Genomic DNA, 12,394 nt, shown 5'->3' with positions numbered 1-12,394 from the left:
AACTGAGAGTAGCCATATTCGCACGTGAGGGAACCTTCAGTGGAGTTGAGCCTGTCCGACGAGCAACGACAACTTGTCGACTCCTTCGCGGCGATGTATGCGCGCGAGTCGACGTCGCAGCGGGTGCGGGCGGCCGAACCTCTGGGATTCGATCCGAAGCTGTGGGAGGCACTGGTCCAGACGGGCGTCGTCGAGATGGCGGTGGGCGAATCCGACGGCGGCTGGGGAGCTTCCGAGCTGGAGCTGGCCCTGATCGCCGAGCAGTACGGCCGGGCGGTCGCATCGGCACCGGTCATCGAGGCGCAGATCGCTTCGCGGCTGCTGGCCGCCTGCGGTGCTGACAATCTGTTGGGCTCGGCCTTGTCGGGTGACAAGCTCGTCAGCTTCGCGCCACGCGCCTGTGACAGCGACGTGTTGGCACTCGTGCCCGGCGGTGCGGTGGCCGATGCGGTGGTGGGGTTGGTCAGCGGGCGTCTCGTCACGTTGCCGACGGCAAACCGAACTCACGTGCAGAACCTCGGATCGTTGCCGCTGGCGGACGTGACCGTCCCCGGCGACGTCAGCGTTCTCGCCGACGGTGAGCACGCCCGCCGGCTGTTCTCGAACGCAGTCGACCTGTGGCTTGCCCTCACCGCCGCGGCACTGGTGGGGGCCGCCGCGAAGGCCGTCGAGATTGGGGTCGACTACGCCAAGCAGCGGCACGCGTTCGGCACCCCGATCGGGGCGTTTCAGGCCGTGTCACACCCACTTGCAGACAGTGCCACCGCTACCGACGGTGCGCGCCTGCTGGCGTTCGAAGCCGCGTGCGCGTTCCCCGATGAAGCAGGCCGTGCGACCGAGCTGGCCGCGATGGCTTTCGCATTCGCCTACGAGACCGCGCGTGACGCGACGTATCGCAGCCTGCACATCCACGGCGGCTACGGCTTCGGCATGGAGGGCGACATCCAGCTCTACTACCGGCGGGTGCGCGGCTGGGCCATGGCGTTCGGCGAGCCCGCCGTCGCCCTGGACCGCGTCGCGGATGCCCGCTACGGAGCGGTCGGCGGCTGAACCGGTCCGCTTCCGCGAGTGTGGGGTTAATGCACGCTCAAACTGCCGAATGTGTGACGGTAACCCACGTTCGGCCCGGCTGGACCTCGTCAGGCTTCGGCGCGCACCTGGCCTTTGACCGACAACACGATCGGGGGAGCGGTGCGCCAGTTCGGGACGCCCTGCTCCTCGCCGGCGGTGGCACGCTTGTCATCGCGGACCCCGACCCAGTGTGAGTGGTTCAGCTGGTGCAATGTGAAACACGACTGCAGCGCGTTGTAGAAACCCATGTTGTCGACGGACTGATTGACCGACTCCTTGATGAGCAGCGCCGCCATCGTCGGAACCGTGGCGATGCGTCGCGCCATTTCCAGTGTGCGGTCGGCCAATTCGTCGCGCTTGAAGATCTTGCTCACCATCCCGAGGCGATAGGCCTCCTCGATGTCGATGGCGTCGCCGGTCAGCATCAGCTCCTTGGTGCGTCGCGGGCCGAACTCCCACGGGTGGCCGAAGTACTCCATACCGCACATTCCCAGCCGGGTGCCCACCACGTCGGCGAAGCGCACCTCTTCGCTGCCGACGATCAGATCGCAGGCCCAGATCAGCATCAGCCCGGCCGAGAACACGTCGCCGTGCACCTGGGCGATCGTGATCTTGCGCAGGTTGCGCCAGCGCAGGTTGTTCTGGAAGAAGTAGTGCCATTCCTGCAGCATGATCTTCTCGGCGCCCTCCCGCGTGCCGCCGTTGATGGCCGCCGTCGGATGCTGTCCGGGTCCCGGCATGAACTCCGCGCGGGCCTGCTTGGAGCCGATGTCATGACCGGAGGAGAACATCGGTCCCTCACCGGCGAGGATGACCACGCGGACGTTGTCATCGGCTTCGGCGCGGGTGAACGCCTCATCGAGTTCGACCAGCATCCCGCGGTTCTGGGCGTTGCGCTGCTCGGGACGGTTCAGCGAGATCCGCACGATCTGGCCGTCGTCGAAGGTCTCCCATTTCAGGAACTGGTACTCGCTCATCGTGTCCTCCGGTTCTTCGATTACGACAATGGTGATATCAATATTTGAGAAGGTATGTTCTCACGGCTGGCGGGGCGGGTAGGAAAGGGTGTGCATGTCGGACTGCCAAGGTAACCCGCGGGTGATCCTCTGGGGGCCGGGTCAGGTCGGTGTCGGCGCGTTGCGCGCACTGATCGCGCACCCCGGTCTGGACCTGGCTGGCGTGGTCGTACACGCCGAGGCCAAAGACGGCATGGACGCGGGTGCGCTGTGCGGCATGCCCGAAACCGGCGTCATCGCCACCCGTGACATCGACTCCGCGCTGTCGTCAGACGCCGATGTGGTCGCCTATTTCGCCTCGGGCGATTACCGCTACCGGGAGGCTGCCGAGGACATCGCCCGCTGTCTGCGCGCGGGCAAGAACGTGGTGTGCACCTCCCTGGTTCCGATGTGTTACCCGCCTGCCGCCGACAAGGAGACCGCCGACCTCATCGCGTCGGCGTGTGAAGAAGGTGGCACAAGCTTCTTCAACAGCGGCGTGGACCCCGGATGGGCCAACGACGTCATCGCGTTGACTATGACCGGATTCAGCAGTCGAGTCGACACCATCACCATGCTCGAGTTACTCGACTACGGCCCGATCAACCAGCCCGAAATCATGTTCGACTTCATGGGTTTCGGGCATCCACCCGACCATCCGGCGCCGCTGTTCGACACCGAGCGCCTTGCGGCACTATGGGCGCCGACAGTCCATCTCGTCGCCGACGGCGTGGGCCTTCCTCTCGACCGCGTCGTCACCACGATCGACAAGTGGTTGGCCACAGAACGCTACGAGGTCGCCTCGGGCTGGATCGAGCCGGGCACCATGGGCGGGATGCGGTTCAAGCTGGCAGGCATGGTGGACGACGAAGAGCGCGTTGTGCTCGAGCACATCACCCGCATGGGCGAGCGGTCGGCTCCGGACTGGCCACGCCATCCCTCGCCGCACGGGGGTTACCGCGTCATCGTCGACGGTCTGCCCACCTACACCGTCGACATCGAGATGCACGGGCGCGGAAACAACATGCGGGGCTTGACGTATGCGACCGTGATGCGTGAGTTGAACGCCATCCCGGCTGTGATGGCCGCGCCGCCCGGGATGCTGTCGACACTGGACCTGCCGGTGATCACCGGACCTGTGCGCGGTGGCACGTGGCGGGGCGTCCTACCCGGCACGGCGTTGTGAAGCCGGCCGTGTCCGCTGATATCTGGACGGTGATGGAAACGGCCTCCGCGGTGCGGCGGTATCGCGAAGACCCTGTCGACGACGACACACTGGAGAGATGTCTACGGGCGGCCAGCTGGGCGCCGTCGGGCGCCAACCAACAGCCGTGGCGGTTCGTGGTGCTGCGCTCCGAGCAGGTGCGTGCGGTGGTCACCGCGGCCGCTCATCGGAGCTGGGAGGAGCTGCAGCGGTTCTACGGAGTCTCGGCACCTGGCGACGGCGAGGACGATCCGAGGTCGCGAGTGCTGAGGTCGATGGCCGAACACATGCGGACCGGCGGCGCCGCACCGGGTCTCGTTCTGTTCTGTGTCCGCCCGCAGGCCGGGGCCTCTGAGTTGCAGCAGGGTGGTTCGATCTTTCCGGCGGTGCAGAACTTCCTGTTGGCGGCTCGCGCACAGGGGCTGGGGGCGGCGATCACGTTGTGGCACAGCAGTTGTGAAGACCAACTGCGCTCGCTGGTCGGCATTCCGGACGACTGGATGATGGCGGCGCTGGTGACCGTCGGTTGGCCCGCGGGCCGACACCACAGCGTTCGCCGCAAGCCGTTGTCGGAGGTGGCGGTGGTCGACAACTGGGATCAACCCTGGCCATCGCGCGAGCCGCGGTGATCTGGTGACACGTCGCGGTCCACGTCGAATCGCACGCTGACCTTCTGAAAACCTTTCGCCCGTTCGGCTTTCGCCCTACGGGTGTAGGTGCGCCGGTCGGCGGGGGTGAGGTCGACGTCGTCGGTGAACGGTGTCATCAGCGAGCGGGGGTAGAGCTGGTCGACCCGGACGACGTTGACTTCGGCGCACATCACCAACGTCACCGAAACCAGAAACAGGAACGCCAGCAGGCCCAGAACCAACGCGAACACACTATTGGTCGCGCTGGTCGACCTGACGACATGGGAGACGTAGTTCGCACCGAACCACTGCAGCAGCTGCCATATCACCGCCGCCGTGAGGGCGCCGGGCAACACGTCGCGGTACGACACCGATCGGGCTGTGGTGACTCGGAACGCCACCAGGCAGATGAGCGCGTTGATGGCGACGGTGGCGACGGTGACGCCCACCTTGCCGAACCAGCCCAGGCCGGCTGTCGCGTGGCCGACCGCCGAGAGCACCGTCGCGGTGACCGCGGCCGAACCGAGCACGAACAACAGCAGCAGGCTGCGCAGCCGCGACCGGATCGGGTCCGGGCGGTTGTTGCGGGGCACCGCCCATACCGAGTCCATCGCGTTCTGCAGCGCCTGCCCGACGCCGAGGCCGCCGTAGAGCGCACCGGCGATCCCGACCACGACGGCCGTGGCGCCACCGCTGAGTTGCTCCGGCCGTTCGAGTTGGCTACCGATGACGGGGAACTGACCGAGCGTGGACTGCAGAATCTGCTGCTGTATCTCGGGGCGGCCGACGAGTATCACCCCGAGCGCGGTGGTCAGCAGCAACAGCAGTGGGAACAGGGAGACGAACGCGTAATAGGTGATCAGCGCGGCCAGATAGCCGCCCTGGTCGTCGATGTACTTGTAGATCACCGCGATGACGAACCCGACGCGGCGGTTGCGTCGCTGCAGCCGGTCCAGCCAGCCCACCATGTTGGGACCCCCTCGGCATGGATGGCTGGTCGATACCCGTTTCGTGAGTGCGTCAATCCGGCGTATCGGCACCGGTCGCCGAGCGGCGGCCTCCGCGGTGACGCGCGATGCCCGCCGGCCGATGACTGAGCCGTCGCGGCGGCGTCCTCGACCGCCATCGGCGCGGTGATGAAACCCGGAGCGGCCCGGCCAACCGCGCCGGCTGCCTGCTCAGGTTCTTGTCGTCATTGGAAGGCCACCAGCGTCAGCCCGACGCTGGTGGCAAGGAATGAACTGACCGTCACCACGCGGTAGATCGCATTCGCCTTGAGTCCTTCGTTGAAGGCCAACGGAATGAACAACGTTGGGTTCATCAGGGTGCCGTAGATGACCACGGCTGCGATCCAGGCGGGCAACTGCGGTACCGCCAAACCGACCGCGATCAATATGATGCCCATGATCACGTAGTCGAGGTGTGCCTGCAGGATTCTGCGGGCGTGATTCACACCGGCGCGCCGAAGCAGCTGTGGGGCAATGAAATTGCCGGCTACCACCCATCCCAGCATCGCACCGAAGGCCAGTTCGAGCAGCCCGACCCGCACGATCGTGCTCATGCGCCCATCACATGACGCCGGTACCAGCGGCGGCCGTGCCACCGTTGGTAGTGCCAGGCCGCGGTCGCGACTGGCCCGCGCGGGTGCAACCAGAATTGTCGCGGAGGGTCCAATGCGGGTGCACGGCGGCCGATCTCGATGTCGGCGAGGACAACTCCCTGTCCCTCCTCTGGCCGGCGTTCCGCCAGAACTTCTCCGCGGGCGTCGGTGATGAGTGTCGACCCCTCGAAGCGGCCGCGGTACCGCATCGGCAGCCACGGCATCGCGCACGTCAACTCGCCGGCATGCGCAGCGTGCAGGACCGGTGCCCCGACGTACTTCGCGAACGACGCCGCGGCCCGACGGGCCGTGTCCGCGTTGCTGCGTTCCCAGCGGTCGGATACGGCCCGGGGCGGCCAGGCAGGGACGGACCACCACCCGGACCCGGTCATCACCACATCGACGCGCGAGCGTAGACGTTCGACCGTGCCGGTGCGCATCAGCTCCCAGCACACCGCCGCACCGATGTCGTATCCGTCCCGGTGGAACACGCCGTCGTCGGTTCCGCCGACGTAGAAGGCGTTCTCCCACATCGTGGGCAGGTCCTTGTCGTGCCGGCCAACGAGGCCGTCGGCGTCTACCGCGATGTAGGCGTTGCGCACGTGACCGTCGGGGTCTCGGCACAGAAACGAGCCGCCGACCAGCGCGCCGTGGCGGCGCGCGAGCTCGCTGAGCAGCGCGGTGGCTTCGCCGTCCACAGGCAGCGCGGCATCCTTGAGTGAGTCGTCGAAGCCGATTCCGGTGGTGAAGAACTCGGGTAGCGCGATGATCTGTGCGCCCGCACGGCCCGCCTGGTTGGCCAGGCGTTCGCAGGCGGTCAGGTTCGTGCTCACGTCACCGAGGGTCGCCTCCAGCTGGACCGCCGCTACCAAAGTCACAATTGAACGCTACTACAAAATTGAACGGCACTTCAAGACTACGGCCGCAGCCCGCGTTCGACGATGTCGCGCCCCAGGTTGAGCACCGTCTGCAGTTCGGAATCGTCGAGTCGCAGCCGGTCGGGTCGGAGACGAAGGGACAGCACGCCGTTCCACGCGCCCCACAGGAACATCGAGGTGCGATGCGGATCGGCACAGCGCAGCTGTCCGGCGGCATCGGCGCGGCGCAGGGTGTCGGCGATGTCGCCCACCAACCGCTCGACCTTGTCGGCGATGCGGCGCTCTATCTCGCTGGCCATGTCCCCGGGAGGAACGTCGAGTGTTCGCAGCGCGATCATCCGGAAGTATCCCGGATTACTCATGTGGAATCCGCAGTAGGCGTCGCTTGCGGCGCGTAACTCCTCGATCGGTGAGCGTCCGTTGCCGTAGGCCCCGGCCATTGCTTGCTCATTCACCTCCAGCGCGCGTTCGACCAACGCGAGATACAGCCGCTCCTTGTTCTTGAAGTGGTGATAGATCGAGCCGACCGCGAGGTCGGCCGCTTCGGCTATCGCATCCATCGTGACGGCGTGAAACCCGCGTTCGGTGAACAGCCGCTCGGCCGTGTCGAGAATGTTCGAGGTCGTCAACGCGGTACGGCGATCGGGGCGTCGAGCCTTGGGCGGCGGGGTCATCGTTTGAGACTACGAACAACTGCCGCGATGCGTCAGCGCCAACCTGGCGTCAGCCGCGCTCTGCGCGTCGCGCCCGCGCCCGGCGCTTTCCCTCGTGCATCGCGGCCACCCGCGCCACGGGGATGGTGCGGCCCTGCTCGATGAGGTCGGGCGGCAACCTCTGCGGTGCCGGCATCGCCTGCGCCCACGGATCGCTCCCGCCCAGGGCGTCGATCGCGTTGTGCACGGTGAAATCCGCCGGCGTGACGCGGTCCAGGTCCGACCAGGCGACCGGGAACGACACCGGTGTGCCAGGGCGCAGCCGGGGACTGTATACGGCGACGACGGTCGCGCCACCGGAGCGGGTGGAGTCGATGAAGACCTTGCCTTCGCGGTCCTCGACGATGAAAGCCGTTGTGGCGCGGGATGGGTCGAGCGCCTCGGCTCGGGCGGCCAGCGCGCGGGTGGCAGCCGCGACGTCGTCGACCGGTGCGCTGTCGTCGACCGGCACGAACACATGCACTCCCTTTGCGCCGCTCGTCTTCACCGCTCCGGCCAGGCCGCAATCCGAAAGTGCCTGTTGCACAAGCTGAGCCGCGGCGACGACGGCGGCGAAGTCGCTCTCCGGTGGCGGGTCGAGGTCGAGCACCAGATGAGTTGGGCGGTAGATGTCATCAGCCAGACCCAGCGTGGGGTGATATTCGACGGCGCGCTGGTTGGCCAGCCACAGCAAGGTGCGCCGATCGTTGCACAGTGCATAGCGCACCTCGCGGTGCGAGGACTCGGCCCACATCGAGACGGTCCTCACCCACTCCGGGGTGTACTTCGGCACGTTCTTCTGCATGAACGGCGCCCGCCCGCGCAGCATCCGCAACACCGTCAGGGGACGCCCGACGAGGCCGGGCAGAATCCGGTCGCACACCGCGTCGAGGTAGTCGATCAGATCGCGCTTGGTGGCATCGGCGTCCGGACTCAACGGCTGGTCGAGGTTCGTCAACTCCACCCCGGCGCGCTGCTCGTCGGCGCTCATCACCTCACCATAAGCGCGGGGCGCACTCAGATGCTGAGCCTGCGGTAGCGCTGGAGACGTCGCACCCCCGCGGCCGGCACCGCGCCGTCGTGCGGTGCCAGCGCCGCGGCGACGCGGACCCGGACGTCGTCGACGTCGAGGTGTGTCCCGATCGCCACGATGGCATTGGCCTTCCCATCGACTCGGGCCGTCGACGGTGCGTTCGCGATGTGGACCGACGTGCCGACCACATTGACCACATAGCGGCGGGTGCGCTCCCGGTATCGGACGGCGACCGTGCCCTTGAGCCGGTACACACCCGAGGGTGGCGTTTCGAGCAGGTCGATCAGCGCTGCGGGATCGACGCAACCAGTGCTGGTCACGGTGACCGAATCGGCGTGCACGTGCGGATGGTCCTGCGCGTCTTCGGCGTCGACGAGCAGTTCCCGCAATGAGAGTTGCTCACCGACGTCCGCGGACGCGGACACGTCGTACAGCAGAGCCGGATCGACACGTCCGGCCGTGGCGCCCACGACGTGCGCATCCGGATTCCGTTCGCGCACACGCCTTTCGATTCGGCCGAAAGCCTCTTCGCGGGCGTCCTCGGAAATCTGGTCGAGTTTGTTGACCACCACCAGCGTGGCCGCACCGTACCGGGCCGGCGGGGTGGCGTGATCGTCGACGGTGTCGAAATGCGTGGCGGCGTCGATGACGTCGACGATGCCGCCGGGTCGCACCCGCTCCACACCGCTGAATCGGATGATCCGCGACACCGCTATCGGGTCGGCAAGGCCGCTGGCCTCGATGATGATGGCGTCCAAACCCAACCTCGGGTCGGCGAGCTTGGCCAGCGCATCGTCGAGGCCGCCTTCGTCAGGCAGGCAGCAGATGCACCCCCCGGCGATCGAGGCCGGTTCGTCGACCTGCCCGGTGACCAGCGCCGCATCGACGTTGAGTTCGCCGAAGTCGTTGATGATGACGCCGACGCGCGCACCCGGCTGGCGCAGCACGTGGTTGAGCAGCGTGGTCTTACCCGCGCCGAGGTAGCCGGTCAGGGCGATGGCCGGAATCGTCGTCGTGCTCACGCGACACATGATCGCAGCGTTTCGATCGTTCTCGAACGGCTATCCCGCCGGGCGATGGCTGTTCCAGGATCTCAGGGCTCACCCAAAGCGGCGCCGACCGCGGGGCGCGCCCCCGTGCAACGCGCGGCGGTGGCCGTCGGTGCGGTGTTCCTGCTTGTCGGAGTGCTGGGCTTCATCCCCGGTGTGACCACGAACTACGACGCACTGACGTTCGCCGGTCACCACTCGGGCGCCCAGCTTCTCGGCGTGTTCAACGTTTCTGTGCTGCACAACATCGTTCACCTGGCCTTCGGTGTCCTCGGCATCGCGTTGTCGGGAACGTTCACCGCGGCACGCGGATATCTGATCGGCGGTGGCCTGGTCTACGCGGCGTTAGGGCTGTACGGCCTGGTGATCGACCACGATTCGCCGGCCAATTTCATGCCGGTCAACACGGCCGACAACTGGCTGCACCTGGGGCTTGCCGCAGCCATGTTCGCCCTGGGTGTGCTGCTGGGCCGCACCGGGGACGCACCTGATCTTCGGCGGGACTAGCCATTTGCTGTGCGTCCGCCCACAGGGGGTTTCGGCCCCCCGCGGACGTGGAACCTTGAGGCTTGAGAGGAGGCCCGAATGACGGACCACGACAAGGCCGGCCAGGCACGAGAAGGCCTGATGGACTCGGTGAAGGGCAAGGCCAAAGAGATGTTTGGCGCGATCACCGGAAACGACTCGCTGACCGCCGAAGGCCAACTGCAGCAGGCCGAGGCCGAGCGGCGGAAAGAAGCCAACACGATCGACGCGGTCGCCGACGCCGAGGCGCGGGAGGCCCGCAACGACGTGGTGGAGGCCAAGCGCGAAGGCGCCAAGGAGCGCACCGCGGCCAATGCCGAAGCGGCCGCCGAAAAGGGTGCGGTGGAGAACCAGAAGGCCGCTCAAAAGCGCGCCGCCGAAGCGGCCGCCCATCAGCAGCTCGAGCGGGAGCGCACCCAGGCCGAAATCGACGCCGAGCGCAAGGCCCGCGAGGCCAAAGCCGAGCAGCGGGCGGAGGTGCACGACGCCGACACCCAACTCGCCGACGCACTCGAAGAACACCGCGGAGCCGTCGAGGAGTCGGCGAGCGCGAAAGCTGAAGCCGCCCGTATTCGGCGGCAGGCCGAAAACCTCAACGACGACGCCTGAGCAGGGCATAGAAGGAGCTTGACCATGAGCCTCACCGCTATTCCGAAGGCGGTGCTGAAGTTTCAGTACCAGGTGGCCCGTGTGCCGCTGCAGTTGATCGACGACCGGTTCGTCGCCCGGATGGACGACGAAGCGCCGGCCCGGCTGTTCTACGAGCGTTCTCTGGGGATGCTCGACACTGCCGTGGGCACCGCGCTGGGTGATCGTGAACTCCAGAAGCGCGGCGCCACCCTTGTCGAGCGCAGCGACGCGTTGCGCCGCGCGGCCGAGCTCGACGCGGCCGCCGATGAGAACGTCAAGCAGGCGGGCCGAGAGCTGAAGGTGACCCGCGAGAAGGCGCTGCAGGACAAGCAGAAGGCCTTCGAGGAGACCGAGGCCGAAGCGCGCCAGGCGCGCACCGAGGCCCAGCAGCGCAAGCGCGCGGCGGTCGAGAACGCCGAGAAGAAGATCGTCGAGGACAAGAAGAGGGCCGACGAGATCGCCGAGCAGCGCAAGAAGAACGTCGAGACCGCCAAACGCCGCGAAGAAGAGCAGATCGATGCGGCGGAGCGCACTGCCGCGAAGGTGGCCAGCGTCAAGATGGCCGACGCTCAGGACAAGCGCGTCGATGCGGCGACGACGCGTGCGCAGGCGGAGAAGATCGAGGATCTCGCCGACGCGGAGAAAGAGAAGCGGCAAGCCGATCGCTAGTGCCGGCTAGATCCCGAGCAGCGACTCGATCCAGCCTCGCGCGAAGTACAGCAGGAAGCCCGCGGCGACCACCCACAACAGTGGGCTGATCTCGCGGGCTTTTCCTGCTGCCGATCGCAGCACCACCCACGCGATGAAGCCGACGCCGATGCCGTTGGCGATGGAGTACGAGAACGGCATCGTGGCCACCGTCAGCACCGCGGGCAGCGCAACCGAGAACTCGGAGATGTCGATGTGGCGCAAATGCGACACCATCATCGCCCCGACGATTACCAGCGCAGCCGCGGCCACTTCCGTCGGCACCACCGACGCCAGCGGCGAGATGAACATCGCGGCGAGGAACAGCACGCCGGTCACGAGGTTGGCCAGGCCAGTGCGAGCGCCCTCGCCGATACCTGCTCCCGATTCGACGAACACCGTGTTCGACGAGGCCGACGATGCGCCGCCGACCACAGCGCCGGCGCCTTCGACGATCAGGGCCGCCCGCAGGCGGGGAAAGGTGCCCTTGTCGTCGGCGAGTCCAGCCTCGCGCGAAAGCCCCGTGAAGGTGCCCATCGCGTCGAAGAAGTTCGCGAACACGAGCGTGAACACGAACATGGTCGCGGCGATCACCCCGATGCGCCCGAAGCTGTCCATGCTGAAGGCGCCGACCAGCGAGAGATCGGGGAGCGCGAACGGTGACCCCGACAGGGTCGGAACCGACAGGCTCCATCCACCGGGCTTTTCCGCGGCGGACCCGAGGTGCCAGATCGACTCGATCACGACCGCGACGACGGTGCCGGTGACGAGCCCGATCAGGATGCCGCCCCGCACTTTTCGGGCCACCAGGATTCCCGTCAGCAGCAGCGTGAAGGCGAAGACGACGGTGGGCACGGTGCTGATGGAGCCGCTGCCGTTGCCGCCGAGGCCGACCGGCGGCGACGCTGCCCCCGTCGAGCCGATGAACCCCGCGTCGACCAGGCCGATGAACAGGATGAACAGCCCGATACCGGCGGTGATGGCCAGCTTCAGCTGCATCGGCACCGCATCGAAGACCAACCGCCGCAACCCGGTCGCCGCCAGCACGACGATGATGAGCCCGTTGATCACCACCAGCCCCATGGCTTCTGCCCAGGTGAGGGAGCCGACGAGCGTCGTCGCGACGAACGAGTTGATGCCGAGGCCGGCGGCGAACGCGAACGGCATCCGCGCAATGAGGCCGAACAAGATCGTCATCACGCCCGCGGCCAGCGCCGTGACGGCCGAGACCTCGGCGAACTGCAGCCTCTGACCGGTGACGTCCTCGGAACTGGACAGGATGATCGGGTTCAGCACGATGATGTAGGCCATCGCGATGAACGTGACCAGGCCGCCGCGGGCCTCCGCGCCGACCGTCGTCCCGCGCGCGGAGATCTCGAAGAAGCGGTCGAGGCGGTTCAC

The 12,394-nt window shown here is 67.0% G+C and carries 14 protein-coding genes; 6 read left to right on the top strand and 8 right to left on the bottom strand.

Going from position 1 to position 12,394, the window contains the following annotated elements; genetic code table 11:
- Positions 1–39: 39 nt before the first annotated feature.
- The gene (locus RMCN_RS19510) at positions 40–1,050 is read left to right on the top strand and encodes an acyl-CoA dehydrogenase family protein (protein WP_067392636.1); all 1,011 of its coding nucleotides are present in this window, start codon (positions 40–42) and stop codon (positions 1,048–1,050) included.
- Between the two features lie 89 nt (positions 1,051–1,139).
- Here RMCN_RS19510 and RMCN_RS19505 read toward each other — a convergent pair whose 3' ends face one another.
- The gene (locus RMCN_RS19505; protein WP_067392633.1) at positions 1,140–2,048 is read right to left on the bottom strand and encodes an enoyl-CoA hydratase; all 909 of its coding nucleotides are present in this window, start codon (positions 2,046–2,048) and stop codon (positions 1,140–1,142) included.
- Between the two features lie 121 nt (positions 2,049–2,169).
- Between RMCN_RS19505 and RMCN_RS19500 the strand changes: the two genes are divergently transcribed.
- A complete protein-coding gene (locus RMCN_RS19500; protein ID WP_067392631.1) occupies positions 2,170–3,252 on the top strand; it encodes an NAD(P)H-dependent amine dehydrogenase family protein in 1,083 nt (360 codons plus the stop codon).
- A 32-nt stretch (positions 3,253–3,284) separates the two neighbouring features.
- Positions 3,285–3,899: a nitroreductase family protein gene (locus tag RMCN_RS19495; protein WP_067392628.1), complete on the top strand. Its 615-nt coding sequence runs from the start codon at positions 3,285–3,287 to the stop codon at positions 3,897–3,899.
- On the opposite strand, the gene RMCN_RS19490 is transcribed toward RMCN_RS19495, so the two are convergent.
- From RMCN_RS19490 to RMCN_RS19465, 6 genes are all read right to left on the bottom strand, one after another.
- Positions 3,869–4,867, bottom strand: a complete 999-nt coding sequence (locus tag RMCN_RS19490) for a YihY/virulence factor BrkB family protein (RefSeq protein ID WP_067392626.1) — start codon at positions 4,865–4,867, stop codon at positions 3,869–3,871. The genes RMCN_RS19495 and RMCN_RS19490 overlap by 31 nt on opposite strands.
- A 224-nt stretch (positions 4,868–5,091) precedes the next feature.
- Positions 5,092–5,460, bottom strand: coding sequence for a hypothetical protein (locus RMCN_RS19485; protein ID WP_064413959.1), 369 nt, complete (start codon positions 5,458–5,460; stop codon positions 5,092–5,094).
- Complete coding sequence (locus tag RMCN_RS19480; RefSeq protein WP_067392623.1) at positions 5,457–6,377, bottom strand: carbon-nitrogen hydrolase family protein; 921 nt, start codon at positions 6,375–6,377, stop codon at positions 5,457–5,459. The genes RMCN_RS19485 and RMCN_RS19480 overlap by 4 nt, the downstream gene beginning before the upstream one ends.
- Positions 6,378–6,415: 38 nt before the next feature.
- Positions 6,416–7,051, bottom strand: a complete 636-nt coding sequence (locus tag RMCN_RS19475; RefSeq protein WP_064413961.1) for a TetR/AcrR family transcriptional regulator — start codon at positions 7,049–7,051, stop codon at positions 6,416–6,418.
- A gap of 49 nt (positions 7,052–7,100) precedes the next feature.
- Entirely contained in the window at positions 7,101–8,060 is a 960-nt protein-coding gene (ligD, locus tag RMCN_RS19470; RefSeq protein WP_067392621.1) for a non-homologous end-joining DNA ligase, read from the bottom strand.
- Between the two features lie 26 nt (positions 8,061–8,086).
- Positions 8,087–9,133 (bottom strand): CobW family GTP-binding protein, encoded by a 1,047-nt coding sequence (locus tag RMCN_RS19465; protein WP_067392618.1) that lies wholly within the window; start codon positions 9,131–9,133, stop codon positions 8,087–8,089.
- A 45-nt stretch (positions 9,134–9,178) separates the two neighbouring features.
- Here RMCN_RS19465 and RMCN_RS19460 point away from each other — a divergent pair, with 45 nt between their 5' ends.
- The 3 genes from RMCN_RS19460 to RMCN_RS19450 all read left to right on the top strand — a co-directional run bounded on the left by RMCN_RS19460 (position 9,179) and on the right by RMCN_RS19450 (position 10,975).
- Entirely contained in the window at positions 9,179–9,658 is a 480-nt protein-coding gene (locus RMCN_RS19460) for a DUF4383 domain-containing protein (RefSeq protein ID WP_067392615.1), read from the top strand.
- 78 nt (positions 9,659–9,736) lie between these two features.
- Complete coding sequence (locus RMCN_RS19455; protein WP_064413965.1) at positions 9,737–10,285, top strand: CsbD family protein; 549 nt, start codon at positions 9,737–9,739, stop codon at positions 10,283–10,285.
- 24 nt (positions 10,286–10,309) lie between these two features.
- Positions 10,310–10,975: an IF2 family translation initiation factor gene (locus RMCN_RS19450; protein WP_067392612.1), complete on the top strand. Its 666-nt coding sequence runs from the start codon at positions 10,310–10,312 to the stop codon at positions 10,973–10,975.
- 6 nt (positions 10,976–10,981) lie between these two features.
- Here the strand turns inward: RMCN_RS19450 and RMCN_RS19445 are convergent, their stop codons facing one another.
- Positions 10,982–12,394, bottom strand: coding sequence for an NCS2 family permease (locus RMCN_RS19445; RefSeq protein ID WP_067392609.1), 1,413 nt, complete (start codon positions 12,392–12,394; stop codon positions 10,982–10,984).

Origin of the sequence: Mycolicibacterium novocastrense (assembly GCF_001570485.1) — a bacterium.
GTDB lineage: Bacteria > Actinomycetota > Actinomycetes > Mycobacteriales > Mycobacteriaceae > Mycobacterium > Mycobacterium novocastrense.
This window is presented reverse-complemented; position numbering and strand designations above follow the sequence as displayed.

Excerpts from the sequence above, each read along its gene's own strand:
- RMCN_RS19465 (WP_067392618.1), bottom strand. The coding sequence starts at position 9,133 with ATGTGTCGCGTGAGCACGACGACGATTCCGGCCATCGCCCTGACCGGC.
- RMCN_RS19495 (WP_067392628.1), top strand. The coding sequence starts at position 3,285 with ATGGAAACGGCCTCCGCGGTGCGGCGGTATCGCGAAGACCCTGTCGAC.
- RMCN_RS19460 (WP_067392615.1), top strand. The coding sequence starts at position 9,179 with ATGGCTGTTCCAGGATCTCAGGGCTCACCCAAAGCGGCGCCGACCGCG.
- RMCN_RS19450 (WP_067392612.1), top strand. The coding sequence starts at position 10,310 with ATGAGCCTCACCGCTATTCCGAAGGCGGTGCTGAAGTTTCAGTACCAG.
- RMCN_RS19475 (WP_064413961.1), bottom strand. The coding sequence starts at position 7,051 with ATGACCCCGCCGCCCAAGGCTCGACGCCCCGATCGCCGTACCGCGTTG.
- RMCN_RS19485 (WP_064413959.1), bottom strand. The coding sequence starts at position 5,460 with ATGAGCACGATCGTGCGGGTCGGGCTGCTCGAACTGGCCTTCGGTGCG.
- ligD (WP_067392621.1), bottom strand. The coding sequence starts at position 8,060 with ATGAGCGCCGACGAGCAGCGCGCCGGGGTGGAGTTGACGAACCTCGAC.
- RMCN_RS19490 (WP_067392626.1), bottom strand. The coding sequence starts at position 4,867 with ATGGTGGGCTGGCTGGACCGGCTGCAGCGACGCAACCGCCGCGTCGGG.
- RMCN_RS19505 (WP_067392633.1), bottom strand. The coding sequence starts at position 2,048 with ATGAGCGAGTACCAGTTCCTGAAATGGGAGACCTTCGACGACGGCCAG.
- RMCN_RS19455 (WP_064413965.1), top strand. The coding sequence starts at position 9,737 with ATGACGGACCACGACAAGGCCGGCCAGGCACGAGAAGGCCTGATGGAC.